General features: G+C 59.9%; 17 protein-coding genes. 3 read left to right on the top strand and 14 right to left on the bottom strand.

The genetic code is table 11. The features are described from left to right. Positions 1 to 165 precede the first annotated feature (165 nt). On the top strand, positions 166 to 654 hold the full coding sequence (gene rfaH, locus ACJ8HA_RS16200) for a transcription/translation regulatory transformer protein RfaH (protein WP_025304924.1): 489 nt from the start codon (positions 166 to 168) through the stop codon (positions 652 to 654). Positions 655 to 699: 45 nt separating this feature from the next. On the opposite strand, the gene hemB is transcribed toward rfaH, so the two are convergent. The 12 genes from hemB to udp form a co-directional block, all read right to left on the bottom strand. After that, entirely contained in the window at positions 700 to 1,722 is a 1,023-nt protein-coding gene (hemB, locus tag ACJ8HA_RS16195; RefSeq protein ID WP_043137494.1) for a porphobilinogen synthase, read from the bottom strand. Positions 1,723 to 1,736: 14 nt separating this feature from the next. Continuing rightward, the gene (tatD, locus tag ACJ8HA_RS16190) at positions 1,737 to 2,519 is read right to left on the bottom strand and encodes a 3'-5' ssDNA/RNA exonuclease TatD (RefSeq protein ID WP_442515400.1); all 783 of its coding nucleotides are present in this window, start codon (positions 2,517 to 2,519) and stop codon (positions 1,737 to 1,739) included. 53 nt (positions 2,520 to 2,572) lie between these two features. Further along, positions 2,573 to 3,343: a Sec-independent protein translocase subunit TatC gene (gene tatC / locus ACJ8HA_RS16185; RefSeq protein WP_197819699.1), complete on the bottom strand. Its 771-nt coding sequence runs from the start codon at positions 3,341 to 3,343 to the stop codon at positions 2,573 to 2,575. A gap of 3 nt (positions 3,344 to 3,346) precedes the next feature. Further along, positions 3,347 to 3,892 (bottom strand): Sec-independent protein translocase protein TatB, encoded by a 546-nt coding sequence (tatB, locus tag ACJ8HA_RS16180; RefSeq protein WP_025304921.1) that lies wholly within the window; start codon positions 3,890 to 3,892, stop codon positions 3,347 to 3,349. Positions 3,893 to 3,895: 3 nt separating this feature from the next. Continuing rightward, positions 3,896 to 4,159: a Sec-independent protein translocase subunit TatA gene (tatA, locus tag ACJ8HA_RS16175; protein WP_004934452.1), complete on the bottom strand. Its 264-nt coding sequence runs from the start codon at positions 4,157 to 4,159 to the stop codon at positions 3,896 to 3,898. A gap of 80 nt (positions 4,160 to 4,239) precedes the next feature. Continuing rightward, positions 4,240 to 5,871 carry a ubiquinone biosynthesis regulatory protein kinase UbiB gene (ubiB, locus tag ACJ8HA_RS16170; RefSeq protein WP_025304920.1) on the bottom strand — a complete coding sequence of 544 codons (1,632 nt, stop codon included), beginning with the start codon at positions 5,869 to 5,871 and terminating at the stop codon, positions 4,240 to 4,242. After that, entirely contained in the window at positions 5,868 to 6,476 is a 609-nt protein-coding gene (gene ubiJ, locus ACJ8HA_RS16165) for a ubiquinone biosynthesis protein UbiJ (protein WP_025304919.1), read from the bottom strand. Before ubiJ ends, ubiB begins: the two co-directional genes overlap by 4 nt. Positions 6,477 to 6,489: 13 nt before the next feature. Further along, positions 6,490 to 7,245 (bottom strand): bifunctional demethylmenaquinone methyltransferase/2-methoxy-6-polyprenyl-1,4-benzoquinol methylase UbiE, encoded by a 756-nt coding sequence (ubiE, locus tag ACJ8HA_RS16160; protein ID WP_197819698.1) that lies wholly within the window; start codon positions 7,243 to 7,245, stop codon positions 6,490 to 6,492. Positions 7,246 to 7,323: 78 nt separating this feature from the next. Then, positions 7,324 to 8,871 (bottom strand): DNA recombination protein RmuC, encoded by a 1,548-nt coding sequence (gene rmuC / locus ACJ8HA_RS16155; protein ID WP_049209369.1) that lies wholly within the window; start codon positions 8,869 to 8,871, stop codon positions 7,324 to 7,326. A gap of 140 nt (positions 8,872 to 9,011) precedes the next feature. Continuing rightward, positions 9,012 to 9,542, bottom strand: coding sequence for a DedA family protein (locus ACJ8HA_RS16150; RefSeq protein ID WP_004934438.1), 531 nt, complete (start codon positions 9,540 to 9,542; stop codon positions 9,012 to 9,014). Between the two features lie 79 nt (positions 9,543 to 9,621). Next, a complete protein-coding gene (locus ACJ8HA_RS16145) occupies positions 9,622 to 10,404 on the bottom strand; it encodes a tyrosine-protein phosphatase (RefSeq protein WP_025304916.1) in 783 nt (260 codons plus the stop codon). Positions 10,405 to 10,698: 294 nt separating this feature from the next. Then, entirely contained in the window at positions 10,699 to 11,460 is a 762-nt protein-coding gene (gene udp, locus ACJ8HA_RS16140) for a uridine phosphorylase (protein WP_004934432.1), read from the bottom strand. 489 nt (positions 11,461 to 11,949) lie between these two features. Between udp and ACJ8HA_RS16135 the strand changes: the two genes are divergently transcribed. Then, positions 11,950 to 12,777 carry a dienelactone hydrolase family protein gene (locus tag ACJ8HA_RS16135; protein WP_025304915.1) on the top strand — a complete coding sequence of 276 codons (828 nt, stop codon included), beginning with the start codon at positions 11,950 to 11,952 and terminating at the stop codon, positions 12,775 to 12,777. Between the two features lie 84 nt (positions 12,778 to 12,861). On the opposite strand, the gene metE is transcribed toward ACJ8HA_RS16135, so the two are convergent. After that, on the bottom strand, positions 12,862 to 15,150 hold the full coding sequence (gene metE / locus ACJ8HA_RS16130) for a 5-methyltetrahydropteroyltriglutamate--homocysteine S-methyltransferase (protein WP_080352504.1): 2,289 nt from the start codon (positions 15,148 to 15,150) through the stop codon (positions 12,862 to 12,864). A 90-nt stretch (positions 15,151 to 15,240) separates the two neighbouring features. Between metE and metR the strand changes: the two genes are divergently transcribed. After that, complete coding sequence (gene metR / locus ACJ8HA_RS16125) at positions 15,241 to 16,185, top strand: HTH-type transcriptional regulator MetR (RefSeq protein ID WP_016929455.1); 945 nt, start codon at positions 15,241 to 15,243, stop codon at positions 16,183 to 16,185. 15 nt (positions 16,186 to 16,200) lie between these two features. Here the strand turns inward: metR and ACJ8HA_RS16120 are convergent, their stop codons facing one another. Further along, positions 16,201 to 17,061, bottom strand: a complete 861-nt coding sequence (locus ACJ8HA_RS16120) for a carboxylate/amino acid/amine transporter (protein ID WP_025304913.1) — start codon at positions 17,059 to 17,061, stop codon at positions 16,201 to 16,203. Positions 17,062 to 17,210: the final 149 nt, after the last annotated feature.

Raw genomic sequence — 17,210 nt, 5'->3', positions numbered from 1 at the left:
TTTTAGCCCTCTGTTATACCAGCGCCGTATCGATAAGTGTGTGACCCCTCGCTAATAGCCGCAGATTCATAGAGATAGGTGATGTTACACGCTGAAACTTGCATCACTATGTATCCGGAATAGCTTTTGATATGCTTACCGGCTGGCAGAAAGGCATGTGAAACTATGGAATCCTGGTATCTACTTTATTGCAAACGCGGTCAGCTGTTGCGAGCGCAGGAACATCTGGAGCGGCAGCAGGTAAACTGCCTCAGCCCGATCATCACGCTGGAAAAGATCGTGCGTGGTAAGCGCATCGCGGTCAGCGAACCCCTGTTTCCCAACTATCTGTTTGTGGAGTTCGACCCGGAGCGCATTCACACCACCACCATCAGCGCTACCCGTGGCGTCAGCCACTTCGTGCGTTTCGGCACGTTGCCGAGCGTCATCCCGAGCAAGGTGATCGATGAACTGCGCACGCACGCCTGCGAAACCTATGTCGATCCGGAAACCCCACAGCCGGGGGATACTGTTCTGATCGTCGACGGCGTGTTCGAAGGGCTGCAGGCGATCTACACCGAGCCGGACGGCGAGGCGCGTTCCATGTTGTTGCTGAACCTGATCAACAAGCAGGTCAGTCAAAGCATCGACAACCGACAGTTCCAGAAGATGTAATGCAAAAGGCGCCCTCAGGCGCCTTTTTGTTGGCTCATGTTCCGCTTAGCGGCGCATCGCGTCGTCGTGCAGCCACTGGGCGACACGCTTGGCGAAGTAGGTCAGCACGCCGTCGGCGCCGGCGCGTTTGAAGCACATCAACGACTCCATCACCGCAGGTTGCTCCTGCAGCCAGCCGTTCTGAATCGCCGCCATGTGCATGGCGTACTCGCCGGACACTTGATAAGCGAAAGTCGGCACACCGAAGGTATCCTTCACGCGGCGCACCACGTCCAGGTAAGGCATGCCCGGTTTCACCATCACCATGTCCGCACCTTCCTGCAGATCCTGCGCAATCTCCTGCAGCGCTTCGTCACTGTTGGCCGGATCCATCTGATAGGTTTTTTTGTTGCCGCCCTTCAGGTTGCCGCTGGAACCCAGCGCATCGCGGAACGGACCGTAGTAGCAGGAAGCGTACTTGGCGGAGTAGGCCATAATCTGGGTGTTTACCAGGCCCTGCAGTTCCAAACGATCGCGGATCGCCCCGATACGGCCGTCCATCATGTCGCTCGGCGCCACGATTTCTGCGCCCGCTTCGGCATGAGACAGCGCCTGACGCACCAGAATGTCTTTGGTCACGTCGTTAATCACGTAGCCCTGCTCATCGATCACTCCGTCCTGCCCGTGAGTGGTGTAAGGATCGAGCGCGACGTCGGTCAGAATGCCCAGCTCAGGCACCGCGTCTTTCAGCGCGCGCACCGTGCGCTGTACCAGCCCTTCCGGGTTATAGGCTTCTTCCGCATGCAGCGATTTCAGACCCGGCTCGATCACCGGGAACAGGGAGATCACCGGCACGCCCAGTTTGGCGATGATTTCCGCTTCCTTGACCAGCAGATCGATCGTCATGCGCGATACGCCCGGCATCGAGGACACTTCTTCCTGGCGGTTGCTGCCTTCCATGACAAACACCGGATAAATCAGGTCGTTGACCGTCAGTTGGTTCTCGGCCACCAGGCGGCGGCTGAAGTCATGACGGCGTACGCGGCGCATACGACGACCAGGGAAGGTACCCGGAAATGCATAGCTCATAGTTTTCTCCTAGCTCAAACCAGCCGGAATAGCCGGCGGGCGTTCTCATCGGTCTTTTGCCCCAGCCATTGCGGCTCTTCCTGTCGCCAGACGGCGACCTGATGCACGATGTGGGGCAGGAAACAGGGTTCGTTGCGGCGAGATGCGGGTTTAGGCTGTAAATCCCGGGGCAACAGATAAGGGGCGTCCGTTTCCAGCAGCAGACGCTCGGCCGGGATCTGCGGCAACAGGGCTCGCAGTTCCAGGCCGCGCCGCTCGTCGCAGACCCAACCGGTAATCCCGATCGACAGGCCTAGCGACAGGCAGCTTGCTAATTCTTCGGCGGTGCCGGTGAAGCAGTGCACCACGGCCGCGGGCAGTTTATCCAACCACGGCGTCAGTAGCTCGGCAAAACGTGCGTGTGCGTCGCGGCAATGAAGAAACACCGGCAGCGCCAATTCCGCCGCTAACGCCAGCTGCGCGGTGAACGCCGCTTCCTGCTGCTCCGGCGTCGAGAAATTGCGGTTGAAATCCAGGCCGCATTCGCCGATCGCCGCCACTTCTGGGTGCGCGGCCAACGCATAAATCTGCTCGGCGGTGTGTTCATCCCAACTGCTGGCGTTATGCGGATGCACGCCGGCAGTAGACCAGCAATAACCCGGATGTTGCTGCGCCAGTTTGGCGGCCTCACGGCTCTCCGGCAGATCGGTGCCGGTAATCAACATCCCGGTAACGCCCGCGGTGCGGGCACGTTCCACCACGGTCTCGCGGTCTTTGGCGAACAGGCTGCTGGTGAGATTGACGCCGATATCAAACATGGTTTTTTCCAAAGCAAAAGCCGCCCAATGGGCGGCTTCGCAATCAAGAGGGATCAGGGGGTTGGGGGTTCGTCACCCTCGTCGTCTTCTTCCGCCTGTGGACGACGTTTTCCGGTATAGAAGCGAGCGAAGAACACCCCCACTTCAAACAGCAGGTACATCGGTATTGCCAACAGGGTTTGCGAGAACACGTCCGGTGGCGTGAGCAGCATGCCGACCACAAACGCGCCAACCAACACATACGGCCGTTTCTTCTTCAGGTCTTCCGGCGAGGTGACGCCACTCCAGCACAACAGAATGATGGCGACCGGCACTTCGAAGGCGACGCCAAACGCCATAAACAGCGCCATGACGAAATCGAGGTAATTTTTGATATCGGTCGCAATGGTCACCCCCATTGGCGCGGTCTTGGCGAAGAAACCGAAGGCCAGCGGGAACACGATGAAGTAGGCGAAAGCCATGCCGAGGTAGAACAACAGGCTGCTGGACACCAGCAGCGGCATCATCAGGCGGCGTTCATGCTTGTACAGCGCCGGCGCGATGAATGCCCACACCTGATACAGGATCATCGGCGCAGAGACGAACACCGAGACGATCATGGTCAGCTTGATCGGCGTAAAGAACGGCGACGCCACGTCGGTAGCGATCATGCTCGCCCCGGCCGGCAGCTGCTTGAGCAGCGGCGCAGAGACCAGCTGGTAGATGTCGTTGGCGAAAAACACCAGCACCACGAATACCGCCAGCACGCAAATAATCGAGTTAAGCAGCCGCTTGCGCAGCTCTATCAGATGACTGATAAGGGGTTGGGTATCTTCAACAGCCATGTATTAACGATCGCCACTAGGTTGGTGAGACGCTGGGGTTTTATCCGCAACAGGTTCGACAGGAGCAGGCACGGTTTCCACCGGCGCTTTAGCCGGTTGCGCCGCCACGACGGCTTCAGGTTCCACTGCCGGTTTAGGCACCGCGGCGGGCGCGCTGGCGCTGGTTGCCGCTTCCGCCGGCGTCACGCCGTCGTGCAAAGCTTCCGGATCGATGGCCTGCGGGTTATGAATGGTGTTCGCCAGCTCTTCTTTCTCGCCCCGGTAGGTGCGTTTCAAAGATTCGGTCGCGTCTTTCAGCTCATCCATCGACGCCTTCAACTCCGGCGTCAGGTTCTGCAGGCCGGCCTGTTCGGCTTTTTTCAGGCTGTCCTGCAGTTCCTGCAGCTTCAGCTCCTGAGACAGTTCGTGCTGCACCGAGGCCGCCAGCGAGCGCAGCGCGCGGATCCAGCCCGATACCGTTCTGACCGCAACCGGCAAGCGTTCCGGCCCCAGAACAACCAGGCCGATCACCAGCACCAGCAGCAGCTCACTAAACCCAATGTCAAACACGGTTTATACCTGCTCTTTGTTCTTCGACTCTTCCGGTTTCACTTCCGGCTGCTTATCGGTAATAGGCTTGGCCGAGAAGTCAGCATCATCCAGGCTGCTTTTTTCAGCCGTATTGGGGGTCGACGGCGTATCGTCGCCGATCGCTTTTTTGAAGCCCTTGATCGAGGCGCCGAGATCGGAGCCCAGCGTGCGCAGTTTTTTGGTACCGAACAGCAGCACCACGATCACTGCGATGATCAACAATTGCGTAATACTAATACCGCCCATTTTAATTACCTCTAATTTTAAAGGGTCTTTTAAAGCCAGCCCGCATTATAGAGCCGACTTTACCAGAGTAACGAATTAAATCAGGTGGTTCGCTTCCAGCCAATCACCCAGCATACGATGCCGGCGGCCATCATCCAGGCGGGAAACACCTCGATTTGCCCCAGCAGCAACAGCGTGCCGCTTACCAACAGTGTAGCGCCAACGCCGAACAAATAACGTGACTGCCCCTGACGAACCCGCTGAGCCTGCATCTGGTTGGTCAGCTTATCAACGCTTTGTTGCAACAGTTTATGCTGCTGCAGGCTGTCGTAAAACAGCTCGGGCAGTTCGGGCAGTTTCTCCGCCCAGAACGGCGCTTTCTCTTTCAACGCACGCACCACGGCGGGAATGCCGACCTGATCGCGCAGCCAGCTCTCGAGGAACGGCTTGGCGGTGGTCCACAGATCCAGCTGCGGGTAGAGCTGACGTCCCAGTCCTTCAACATACAGCAAGGTCTTCTGCAATAACACCAGCTGTGGCTGCACTTCCATATTGAAGCGGCGCGCGGTGTTAAACAGATTCAGCAGCACGTTGCCGAAGGAAATCTCCGCCAGCGGCTTCTCGAAAATCGGTTCGCACACGGTGCGGATAGCAAATTCGAAATCTTCCACGTTGGTGTCACGCGGCACCCAACCGGAGTCGACGTGCAGTTCCGCCACCTTGCGGTAATCGCGGTTGAAGAAGGCGATGAAGTTTTCCGCCAGATAGCGTTTGTCATCCTTGTTCAACGAACCCACGATGCCGCAGTCGATGCCGATGTAGCAGGGATCTTCCGGATGTTCGTAGCTGACGAAAATATTACCGGGATGCATGTCCGCATGGAAGAAGCTGTCGCGGAAGACCTGGGTAAAGAACACCTGAACGCCACGTTCCGCCAACAGTTTCATGTTGGTGCCCTGCTGCTCCAGCGTGGCGATGTCCGAGACCGGAATGCCGTAGATGCGTTCCATCACCAACACGCTTTCGCGGCAGTAGTCGGAGTAGACTTCAGGCACGTACAGCATCGGGCTGCCGTCGAAATTGCGACGCAGCTGAATGGCGTTGGCCGCTTCACGCAGCAGATTCAATTCGTCCAGCAGGGTTTTCTCGTACTCGCGTACCACTTCGCGCGGACGCAGGCGGCGGCCGTCCGGCAACAGCTTCGGCACCCAACCGGCCAGCCGGTACATCAAGCGCACATCGGCTTTGATAATCGGCCCGATATCCGGTCGGATCACCTTCAGCACCACTTCCTGGCCGGTGGTTTTCAACCGCGCGGTATGCACCTGCGCGATCGAGGCAGAGGCCAGCGGTTGCTGATCGAAGTCGTCGAACCAGGCTTCCAGCGGGCCGCCCATCGCCAGCTCGATATGCTTGCGCGCCAGCGCACCGTCGAAAGGCGCCACCCGATCCTGCAGCAGCGTCAGCTGATCGGCAATGTGCGGCGGGAACAGATCGCGGCGGGTCGACATCATCTGGCCGAATTTGATCCAGACCGGCCCCAATTCCTGCAGCGCCAGCCGCAGACGTTCGCCCAGCGGTTTGTCCTTGTGCCGATTAGGCATCCAGAACAGCAGCCGGCGGCCGAAGCGCAGCGGCAGCGTCAAACGCATTGTCGGGATCAGCTCGTCCAGCCCATAGCTGAGAAAAACGCGGACGATAAAATACAAACGACGCAGTTCGCCTGGGGTCATCGCTTGCCCTCCAACTTATCCATGCGGGCAATCAGCGCTTCCGCGCCGCGGGCGAGCGCATCCACTTCTTCATTGAACCACACCACTTCCAGCGGCCCCGGCGCCAGACGCCACTCTTCAGTCAGCGCCTCAGCCATGTCTTGCTGCCGACGCATCAATCCGGCCTTGAGTAACGAAGCGCCTTTGCCCAGCGCCTGCGTAATGCCCTGAGCGGCGATATCGCCGATATAAGGTGCCAGCCATTCCGCCGGATCCCACTCCGCCAGATCGAGCAGGCCAACCAGCTGTTGCACCACCTGAATATCGCCTTCCACCGTCAATTCGCCGCTGCGCATCAGCACTGGCAACTGCTGGCGATCGCGCAGCTTCAGTAAGGCGGGAATGCGGCTGCGCACGGTGCAATCGGCACTGTCTTCAGACTGCCCCAGCACGTCCACACGCAGTTCGCTGAACACCAGCACCAGCGGTGAAGCCAACTCTTCCAGTTCGATGCGCAGCACCTTGCCCGCCAGGCGTTGGCGAGCGGCTTTCATGCTGCGATCGCGAAACAGCAGGTTATTCAGCGAGGTTTCCAGCGCACCGGTCAGCAGAGGGGTAAACAGCATCGGCATCTCCCTCTCAGAACTTGAAGCCGCGATGCAGGGCGACAATCCCACCGGTCAGGTTGAAATAGGTGACGTTTTCAAAACCGGCGTTGCCCATCATGCCTTTCAGGGTTTCCTGATCGGGGTGCATACGGATCGATTCCGCCAGGTAACGGTAACTGTCCGGATCTTTCACCACCAGCTCGCCGATCTTCGGCAACACATGGAAGGAGTAGGCATCATAAGCCTTGCTCAGCGGAGCCAGCAGCGGCTTGGAGAATTCCAGCACCAACAGGCGCCCGCCCGGCTTCAGCACGCGGAACATCGAGCGCAGCGCTTTGTCTTTGTCGGTCACGTTACGCAGGCCAAAGGAGATGGTGATGCAATCGAAGTAGTTATCTGGGAACGGCAACGCCTCGGCGTTGGCCTGCACGTAATTGATATTGCCGACGATGCCGCGATCGCGCAGCTTCTCCCGCCCCATCTTCAGCATCGAATCGTTGATGTCCGCCAGCACCACCAGCCCCTGCTCGCCGACCATGCGGGAGAACTTGGCCGCCAGGTCGCCGGTACCGCCGGCCAGATCCAGCACGCGCTGCCCACGGCGCACGCCGCTGCAGTCAATGGTGAAACGCTTCCAGATACGGTGGATGCCGAACGACATCAGGTCGTTCATCACGTCATACTTTGCCGCTACCGAATGAAAAACGTCCGCCACCATGGCCTGTTTTTCGTCTCTAGCGACGGTGCGAAAACCGAAATCGGTGGTTTCCTGCGGTTGATCTGCCATTGTCCTGCCTGCTATTCAGTCAATTTTGTGTTGATGAGTGTACCAGAAGCCTGGGGAATACCCCACCTCGCCACGGCCTCAGCCGTGCGAAACGAAGCCCGGCTCCCCGGCGGTATCGTCATCGTCTTTCGTCTGCGGCAGCGCGGCGACATCATCGTCGTTCGCCTCTTCCGCGTCATCGTGTTGCGCGCCGGCTTGCTGCGCCAGCAGCGGGTTGATCGGCCGTTTGACCTCAACCCCCAGCGCGCGGAAACCTTCAATTTGGCCGATAAGATTACCACGGCCTTCGCTCAGTTTGTTCATCGCCTGACGATAACTGCCCTGCGCCTTGTCCAGGCTCTGCCCCAGCGCGGACATATCGTCCACGAACAGCCGCATCTTGTCATACAGTTTCGCCGCGCGATCGGCGATGCGCTGGGCATTTTGGCTCTGATGCTCATAACGCCACAGGTTGGTGATGGTACGCAGCGCCACCAGCAGCGTGGTCGGGCTGACCAGCATGATGTTGTGCTTGAGCGCTTCGCTGATCAACTCCGGCTCGCGATCGATAGCCAGCAGGAAGGCGGGCTCGACCGGAATGAACATCAGCACATAGTCCAGCGAGCGCAGCCCCGGCAGTTGCTGATAGTCCTTGCGGCCCAGCATGCGGATGTGGCCGCGCAGCGAGGCGATATGTTCGCTCAGCGCCGCCTCGCGCTCCGCCTCATCCTCGCCGTTGAAATAGCGCTCGTAGGCGATCAGCGACATCTTGGCGTCGATCACCACATCCTTGCCCTGCGGCAGGCGTACGATCACATCGGGCTGCATGCGGCTCTGGTGATCCACCCGCACGTTGACCTGCGTTTCATACTCATGCCCTTCGCGCAGGCCAGAGGCTTCCAGCACCCGGCTCAGCACCACCTCGCCCCAGTTGCCCTGCGTTTTGTTGTCGCCTTTCAGCGCCTTGGTGAGGTTGATCGCCTCGCGCGCCATCTGCGCGTTCAACTGCTGCAGATTGCGTATCTCGTGCGTCAGCGTGTGGCGCTCCCGCGCCTCCTGGCCAAAGCTGTCCTGAACCTGGCGGCGGAAACCGTCCAGCTGTTCGCGCAGCGGCAGCAGTAAACGATCCAGGCTTTGCTTATTTTGCTCGTCCACCTTGCGGCCGCTGTGTTCAAAAATGCGATTGGCGAGATTTTCAAACTGGGTGGTGAGGCGCTGTTCGCTGTTGATCAGCAGGCGTTGCTTCTCCTCCGCCGCCATACGCGTCTCTTCCAGACGGATGGTGACTTCGCGCAGCTCGGCCTCCTGCGCGCTGTTAACCTCGCGCTGGGCGCGCAGCTCCTGATTGAGCAGTTCGCATTCGTTGCGCCAATGGTTGAGCTGTTGCAGCTTCTCATGTCCGGCTGCCAGCTGGCTGTGCAGATTGCGCAGCTCCAGCTCGCTCTGGCGCAACTGCTGCTCATGACGCTGCAGGGTATCCTGCCGCACGGCCGTTTCCTGCTGCGCCTGCTGCAACGCTTGCTCCAGCAACCGCAGTTCGGTTTCATGTTGCGCATTCGTCTGCTGCACCCGCAGACTGGCGATCAGCCACCCCAACAGCATGCCGATCGCGACGCCGCCAATCCCATAAATCAGACTGGTATCCACCCTGCCTCCTGTTGCACCTTGCCGTTCCGGCGTTTCGCACGCCCATTGCCCGTCACGTTAAGGGGAGGCTGTATGGATGTCCAGCCTGATTTTGCCCGCCGCGCACAATATTGCGCGGCGCTACGCAATTTAGCGAGAAATCAGCCCAGCCACTGGCTGAGCCACTTGATGCCGAATGCCCCCGGCGCCAGAATGCCGAACGCCCAGATCATCGCCGACGTGACGTTGGCCAGTTGGAAATAGCGCTGCGGCATGCCGCAAATGCCGCCCACCAGCGGCACCACGGCGCGCAGCGGGCCGAAAAAGCGGCCGATGAAAATGCCCAGCACGCCCCAGCGCTCAAAGAAGGCATGGCCGCGCGCCAGCAGCTGCGGATTGCGCGACAGCGGCCACATATGGGCCACGCGATCCTGATAGTGATAGCCGATCCAGTAAGAGAGCCAGTCGCCGAAAAACGCCCCGGCGGCGGCGGCGGCCCAAATCGGCCAAAAGGCGATGCCGCTTTCGCCGATCAGCGCGCCCAGCGCCAGCAGGATCACCGTGGCCGGCAGCAGCAGCGACAAAAACGCCAGCGACTCACCGAACGCCAGGAAGAAGATGATGGGAATGGCCCAGCCTTCGTGCTGACGCACGACGTCGCTGACCCAGTTGATAACGTCATTGAGGCTCAATGCAGGGCTCCTGATACGCGATGATTCGCCGCCTAGGATAAGCCGGGGCGAGTTAAACCCCGGCTAAACACGCGGTAATTTACTCGAGGTAAAACGCCTGCAGCGCTTCGCGCTGGGCCGCGCCCAGGCCGTATTCCGCTTCCAGCCAGCGGTCAGTGGAGCCGTATTGCTGACGGATGCAGCCCAGCGCCGTCATCAGGAACTCCTCGCGCGCGCTGAGCACGTAGGCGAATTGCTCCAGCGCCGCCGCATTCAGCTTGATAGACAGCTGATCCAGCATCTGCTCGCGGAAAGTGGCCAGCGTGGTTTCAGTCAGCAGATAGTCTTCCAGCACCGTCGCTTCGTCGGCGCCCAGCGCGAACAGCACCAGCGCCGAACCGACGCCAGTGCGATCCTTGCCGACCGCGCAGTGCTGCACGATCGCGCCGCCGCCAGGGTTGCTCAACAGCTGCGCCAGCCGCTGATAAGCCGCATTGCCGAACGGCAGGCGGCGATACAGCTCCAGCATGAACGCCCGGGCGTCGAAAGCGGCCAGCGTTTCGTTGGTGAGCTTTTCCAGGTTGGCGTTAACTTCGCTGCTCAGCGGGTTAGCCGGCACGTGGTGATAGTCGGCGCCATTCCACAGAATATCCGGTTTGGCCTGCACCTCGTCGGCATCGCGGTAGTCCAGCACGGAACGTACCGGCACTCCAGCGAGGAAAGTGCAGTCGCTTTCCGTCAGCCGTTCGAGAGAACCGGAGCGGAACAGCAGGCCGCGTTTGATGCGGCGCCCGTCGGCCACGCCGTTGCCACCGAAGTCGCGGAAATTGATGCCACCGTCGAGCGGCGCAAGCGAAGGATGAAGCAGGATCTGGGCGGTCATAAACGTCCTCGTTGTTTTTGTTATGACAACGCGCGGCAGCCATCGGCGCAGCGCTGAGGAGTATCACCGTAACAGATTCGCCGCGAATGGAAAAACGGGCCGCGTCAGCGGCCCGTTCAGTTCGTTGACAAAGGAGGAAAAAACGCGGTTTTTCCTCCTTTGTGGTCATCAGCCGAAAATCAATGAATTGATTTTCCCTGTTTGTTATCCGCAGCTCTTTGCAAACCCGGCAATGGCATGAGGTTGATGACAAACCTCAACGGGCCGCGTCAGCGGCCCGTTGAGGGAAGGCGATTACAGCAGGCGGCGGGCGGCGTCCACTACGATCTGCACCGCTTTGCTTTCGGTGTTTTTCATGGTCTCGGCATTCGGGATCTCTTGCTGGGTGCGGTTAACGATCACCCCAGCCACCATGCCGGCGCGCAGGCCCTGGCTGGCGCACATGGTCAGCAGCGTGGCGGATTCCATTTCATAGTTCATCACGCCCATCGCCTGCCACTCTTCCATCGAGCCTTTAAAACGGCTGACCACGCGGCCGGAGTAGGTGTCGTAACGTTCCTGGCCCGGGTAGAAAGTATCGGAAGAGGCGGTCACGCCAATGTGGGTGGTCGCGCCGCTGGCCTTGGCCGCTTCCACCAGCGCAGTGGTGCAGGCGAAGTCCGCGACCGCCGGAAACTCCATCGGCGCAAAGTGCAGGCTGGCACCGTCGAGGCGTACCGCCGCCGTAGTCACCAGCACGTCACCGACGTTGATATTGGCCTGAATGGCGCCGGTGGTGCCGATGCGCAGGAAGGTGCGAATGCCCAGCTGCGCCAGCTCTTCCACCGCGATAGAGGTAGACGGGCCGCCGATACCGGTGGAGCAGACGATCACCGCCTTGCCGTCCAGCTCTGCGCGCCAGGTGGTGAATTCACGATGGGAGGCCAGATGCACCGGATTTTCCATCAGCTTGGCAATCTTCTCTACGCGCTGCGGATCGCCCGGCACGATGGCAAGCTGGGCCCCTTGTAAATCGTTCTTGGTGAGGCCGAGATGAAAAACATCAGACTGAGACATACGAGACTCCTCATGGATCATGTTTATTGGGAGGAACAAAAAAGCACTCTACTGAAAATCGCCGCTTAATTTCGTGACGATAGTCACTATGAAAAGAGAAACAAATCACATGCTACATATTTTTTGTGATTTTTATCACGAAAAAAATCACTATGACGCATCCAGAACGCACCGCTAAATCTCAGTCTAGCCGACAAACCTTGCCGCTCCCTGCCCGTTGGTTGCCGACTGAAACTATTTAGCTCATCAATTCGAAATACCCCCATCTTATCGGTTGCTTAGGGACAAAAAAGCCCTCTAACGCACCTTATGGCACTTACGTGGGCCAAAACGCGTAATAACATGATAAAAAGCGCTTAAAAATGCCGCAAAGCCAGATAATTAGCCGTTTTTTATCGACTTGTCCGAAAGTGCGCCACGCAGCGCCAATAATGGGTAATCTTTCCTATAGTTAATCTCAGCGCTTTTTTCTATTGCACGGAGACCGCAATGAAAACCGAACATGTGATGACATTAGAACAGGCTCAGGGGGGATTCGCCCCGGCCGCCGCGCCGTTGGCCGCCTCCGCGATTATCACCGACGAACAGGGCATTCACGCCGGGCAAACGACCATCCCTTCTCAGGGCGACGCGCTGCCGGCCTATGTCGCCAAACCCGCCGACCATAACGGCCCCTTCCCCATCGTGCTGGTGGTACAGGAAATCTTCGGCGTCCATGAGCACATTCAGGATCTGTGCCGTCGCCTGGCCAAGCAGGGCTATCTGGCAATCGCGCCCGAGCTCTATTTCCGTCAGGGCGACGCCAACGACTACACCGATATCGGCGAACTGTTCCAGCAGTTGGTGACCAAGGTGCCGGATCGTCAGGTGCTGTCGGATCTGGATCACGCCGCGCACTGGGCTATCCGCCACGGCGGCGACGCCGGCAAGCTGGCGATCACCGGTTTCTGCTGGGGCGGCCGCATTACCTGGCTGTACGCGGCGCACAACCCGCAGTTGAAGGCGGCGGTCGCCTGGTACGGCAAACTGGTCGGCGAGAAAACGCTGAATTCACCGAAGCATCCGGTCGATGTCGCCACCCACCTGTCAACGCCGGTGCTGGGGCTGTATGGCGGGCAGGACAGCGGCATTCCGCTGGAGACGGTGGAAACCATGCGTCAGGCGATCCGCGCCGCCAACGCCGAGGCCGAAATCGTGGTATATCCTGGCGTCGGGCACGCATTCAACGCCGACTATCGCCCCAGCTACAACGCCGAAGCGGCGGAGGACGGCTGGCAGCGCATGCTGGCGTGGTTCGCCCAGCACGGCGTCAAATAATTTCCCGCTCATAAAAAAGGGCGCCGAAGCGCCCAATCATCACACCAGTAAATCTATAAGCGGCGGTTTACCCGCCGCACGGCATCACGCGTGCTCGCGTAGGCGCTGCGCCGCCAATACCATGTTGGCCAGCGACTGCCGGGTTTCCGGCCAGCCACGGGTTTTCAGGCCGCAATCCGGATTGACCCACAGACGTTCCGCCGGGATGTTCTGCGCCGCTTTACGCAGCAACGCTTCAATCCATTCCACGCTCGGTACGTTCGGCGAGTGGATATCGTAGACACCCGGCCCGATTTCGTTCGGGTATTCGAACTCTTTGAAGGCTTCCAGCAGATCCATATCGGAACGCGAGGTCTCGATAGTGATCACATCGGCGTCCAGCGCGGCGATGGAGTCCATGATGTCGTTGAACTCGCAGTAACACATGTGGGTGTGGATCTGGGTGTCATCCTGCGCCACGGCGGCGTTCAATTTGAAGGCGTCCACCGCCCAGTTCAGGTAGGCGGCCCAGTCGGATTGGCGCAGCGGTAGCCCCTCGCGCAGCGCAGGCTCGTCGATCTGGATGATGCCGATACCGGCTTTTTCCAGATCTTCCACCTCGTCGCGCAGCGCCAGCGCAATCTGCTTGGCGATCACTTCGCGGGTCACGTCTTCACGCGGGAACGACCAGCACAGGATGGTCACCGGCCCGGTCAACATGCCTTTTACCGGCTTGTCGGTCAGCGACTGGGCGAATTTGGCCCATTCGACGGTGATGGCTTCCGGGCGGCTGACGTCACCGATGATGACCGGCGGCTTCACGCAGCGGGAGCCGTAGCTCTGCACCCAGCCATTCTGGGTAAACACGAAGCCGTCCAGGTTCTCGCCGAAATATTCCACCATGTCATTGCGCTCGGCTTCACCGTGCACCAGTACGTCAAGCCCGAGGCGCTCCTGCTCGACGATCGCCTGTTTGATGTGCTCACCGATGCTGGTGCGGTAGTTGTTGCCGTCCAAACGGCCCTGTTTGAAGTCCAGACGCAGGCCGCGGATCTCGGTGGTCTGCGGGAACGAACCGATGGTGGTGGTCGGCCAGGCCGGCAGGTTGAAACGCTCGCGCTGCGCCCTGGCGCGCTCGGCGTAAGCGCTGTGGCGTTCGCTGTCCTGCGCGGTGATCGCGGCCAGCCGGCGCTCAACCTGTGGGTTATGCACGCGGCTCGACTGACGGCGGGCGCGGATCGGCGCGCTGTAGGCGTCCAGTTCAGCCTGTTTCGTCGTGTCAGGCGCGTTCAGCGCCGAGCTTAATAGCGCCAGCTCGGCGCATTTTTGCAGCGCGAAGGCGAACCAGCTTTTCACTTCTTCGTCCAGACGGCTTTCCACGCTCAGGTCGATCGGACTGTGCAGCAGTGAACAGGAGGAGCCAATCCACAGCGGGCGGGAGCCCACCAGCGGCTGCAGACGTTCAAACCAGCGGCTCAGATCGGCGCGCCAAACGTTGCGGCCGTTGATCACCCCCAGCGACAGCAGCCAATCTTGCGGCAATGCGGCGCTCAGCGCGGCGATATCGTCATGACCGGCGACCAGATCGACATGCAGCCCCTGCACCGGCAGCGTGCGGACGGTATCGAGGTTGTGGCCTACGCTGTCGAAATACGTGGTCAACAGCAGCTTCACCTGCCCCTGCAGCGCGTCGTAAGCCGGTTTGAACGCGTCCAGCCAGGCTTGTGGCAGCTCCAGCACCAGCGCAGGCTCGTCAATTTGCACCCACTCGACGCCGCGCTTCGCCAGCTCGGCCAGCACCTGCTGGTAAACCGGCAGGATCTCTTTCAGCAGCGACAGGCGGTCGAACGGCTCGCCCTTCACTTTCCCTAACCACAGGTAAGTCACCGGGCCAAGCAGCACCGGCTTGATGCGATGGCCGAGCGCCAGCGCTTCATCCACTTCGTCCAACAGCTGAGTCCAGCCCAGTTTGAACTGCTGGCCTTGCTGGAATTCGGGCACCATGTAGTGATAGTTGGTGTTAAACCATTTGGTCATTTCCGCCGCGGCCGCCGGCTCGCCGGTCGGTGCGCGGCCACGGCCGATGCGGAACAGCGTGTCCAGGTCGATCGAGCCATTCGCATTCTGATGGCGCGCCGGCACGTTGCCCAGCAGCAGGCTGGTGGTCAACACATGATCGTACCAGGCGAAATCGCCGACCGGCACCAAATCCACCCCGGCCTGCTGTTGCTGTTGCCAATGACGAGCGCGCAGCTCGCGGCCAACCGCCAACAGCTCTTCCTGCGTTGAGTTGCCTGCCCAGTAGCTTTCCTGAGCTTTTTTCAGCTCACGTCGTAGCCCAACGCGAGGAAAACCCAGTGTGTGATTCAAAATTGCCATCGTCATATTCCCCATTTAGCCGTCCAGATGTTTACACATCCATAATCAGCAGGTACTGTATTAACCACAAGCGCAATTTATTCACTGTCAATGTGAAGGACTCTCATGATCGAACTGAAACATTTACGGACGCTGCAGGCCCTGCGCAACAGCGGTTCGCTGGCGGGGGCGGCGGCCCAACTTCACCAGACGCAGTCTGCCCTGTCGCACCAGTTCAGCGATCTTGAACAACGTCTGGGCTTCAAGCTGTTCGTGCGCAAGAGCCAGCCCTTGCGCTTCACCGCCCAGGGCGAGATCCTGCTGCAGCTGGCGGAGCAGGTCCTCCCGCAGATCCAACAGGCGCTGCAGGCCTGCCACGAGCCGCATCAGACCACGCTGCGCATCGCCATCGAATGCCACAGCTGCATTCAGTGGCTGACGCCGGCGCTGGACAACTTCCGCCAGCGTTTCCCGCAGGTGGTGATGGACTTCACCTCCGGCGTCACTTTCGATCCGCAGCCGGCCCTGCAACAAGGCGAGCTGGATCTGGTGATGACGTCGGATATTCTGCCGCGCAGCGGCCTGCACTATTCGCCGATGTTCGATTTCGAGGTGCGTCTGGTGCTGGCGCCGGATCATCCGCTCGCCGGCAAGCCGCATATCGAGCCGGAAGACTTGAGCGATGAAACACTGTTGATTTACCCGGTGCAGCGCCAACGGCTGGATATCTGGCGGCATTTCCTGCAGCCGGCGGGCGTCAACCCGGCATTGAAGAACGTCGATAACACGCTGCTGCTGATCCAGATGGTATCGGCGCGGATGGGGATTGCGGCGCTGCCGCACTGGGTGGTGGAGAGTTTCGAACGGCAGGGGCTGGTGGTGACCAAAACCCTGGGTGACGGCCTGTGGAGCCGCCTGTACGCCGCCGTACGCGACGGTGAACAGCGCCAGGCGGTGACCGAAGCCTTTATCCGCTCGGCCCGCCAGCACGCCTGCGATCATCTGCCGTTCGTGCGCGACGCCGCACGCCCTGGCGCGACCGGCGCCAAAGCGTTGGCGGCCGGCGTATAAACTGCCGGCCCCCGTTTAGCCGAGCTGCTTCGGCGCCACCCAGCGTCGATGCACCCACAGTGAAGCGACGATCACCGCCCCGCCGATGATAAAGCTCGGCCAGTGCGGCTGCTGCTGCCAGATGGCCAGGTTGACCAGCAGCCCGGCCGGCACATGCATGTTGTTCATGATGCCGAGCGTGCCGGCATCGACCTGCGTCGCGCCATAGTTCCACATGAAGTAACCCAGTCCCGACGCCACCACGCCCAGCCAGATCAACACGCCCCACTGCAGGTTGGTGGTTGGCAGCTGCTGCGGGTTACCCCACAGGAACCAGGCCACCACCGCCACCACCGCCGCCCCCAGGTAGAACCAGGAAAAGGCGGTGTGCTGCGGCAAGGGGTGCACTTCCATCAGGCGCTTATAGCCGACCATGCCGATGGCGAAGCTGATATTCGCCGCCTGCACCAACAGCAGCCCCCACCAGAAGTGTTCACTCAGTTGGTGATAGCGAATGATCGCCGCGCCCAGCACCGCCAGCAGCGCGCTGAAGACGTAGCCCCAACGCAGGCGTCGGCCGCTCAGCAAGTCGTAGATCAACGTGATATACAACGGCGTCAACACGGTGAACAGCAGGAATTCGGGTACCGTCAGGTAGAGATAGGCGCGGAAGCTGAACAGGTACATGATGCCCAGCTGGAAGGCCCCCACCAGCATATATAGCAGGATCACCTTGAGTTTGATGTTGCGCCAACGCAGAAACGGCAGAAACACCAGCGCCGCCAGCCCGATGCGCACCAGCGCCGAGAATCCGCTGTCGACGTGGCCCGCCAGGTACTCGCCAATCAGGCTGAAAGAAAATGCCCACAGAATGGTGGTTATAACCAAAAGCAGCACGATGGGTTCACCCTAAAAAGACCGAAAGGGCGATTGTAACGGAAGATGGACGCCTAAGGGGATGAAAGGCAGTTTACATCTGAACAAAAGACAAACTACCGGCAAAATTTCACCGCTGGGTTAGGCTTAATAAAAAGGCGAGGTAACCA

Origin of the sequence: Serratia sp. CY33802 (genome assembly GCF_052169095.1) — a bacterium.
Taxonomy (GTDB): Bacteria; Pseudomonadota; Gammaproteobacteria; order Enterobacterales; family Enterobacteriaceae; genus Serratia; species Serratia bockelmannii.
This window is presented reverse-complemented; position numbering and strand designations above follow the sequence as displayed.

Excerpts from the sequence above, each read along its gene's own strand:
- rfaH (WP_025304924.1), top strand. The coding sequence starts at position 166 with ATGGAATCCTGGTATCTACTTTATTGCAAACGCGGTCAGCTGTTGCGA.
- hemB (WP_043137494.1), bottom strand. The coding sequence starts at position 1,722 with ATGAGCTATGCATTTCCGGGTACCTTCCCTGGTCGTCGTATGCGCCGC.
- tatD (WP_442515400.1), bottom strand. The coding sequence starts at position 2,519 with ATGTTTGATATCGGCGTCAATCTCACCAGCAGCCTGTTCGCCAAAGAC.
- tatC (WP_197819699.1), bottom strand. The coding sequence starts at position 3,343 with ATGGCTGTTGAAGATACCCAACCCCTTATCAGTCATCTGATAGAGCTG.
- tatA (WP_004934452.1), bottom strand. The coding sequence starts at position 4,159 with ATGGGCGGTATTAGTATTACGCAATTGTTGATCATCGCAGTGATCGTG.
- ubiB (WP_025304920.1), bottom strand. The coding sequence starts at position 5,871 with ATGACCCCAGGCGAACTGCGTCGTTTGTATTTTATCGTCCGCGTTTTT.
- ubiJ (WP_025304919.1), bottom strand. The coding sequence starts at position 6,476 with ATGCTGTTTACCCCTCTGCTGACCGGTGCGCTGGAAACCTCGCTGAAT.
- ubiE (WP_197819698.1), bottom strand. The coding sequence starts at position 7,245 with ATGGCAGATCAACCGCAGGAAACCACCGATTTCGGTTTTCGCACCGTC.
- ACJ8HA_RS16145 (WP_025304916.1), bottom strand. The coding sequence starts at position 10,404 with ATGACCGCCCAGATCCTGCTTCATCCTTCGCTTGCGCCGCTCGACGGT.
- udp (WP_004934432.1), bottom strand. The coding sequence starts at position 11,460 with ATGTCTCAGTCTGATGTTTTTCATCTCGGCCTCACCAAGAACGATTTA.
- ACJ8HA_RS16135 (WP_025304915.1), top strand. The coding sequence starts at position 11,950 with ATGAAAACCGAACATGTGATGACATTAGAACAGGCTCAGGGGGGATTC.
- metE (WP_080352504.1), bottom strand. The coding sequence starts at position 15,150 with ATGGGGAATATGACGATGGCAATTTTGAATCACACACTGGGTTTTCCT.
- metR (WP_016929455.1), top strand. The coding sequence starts at position 15,241 with ATGATCGAACTGAAACATTTACGGACGCTGCAGGCCCTGCGCAACAGC.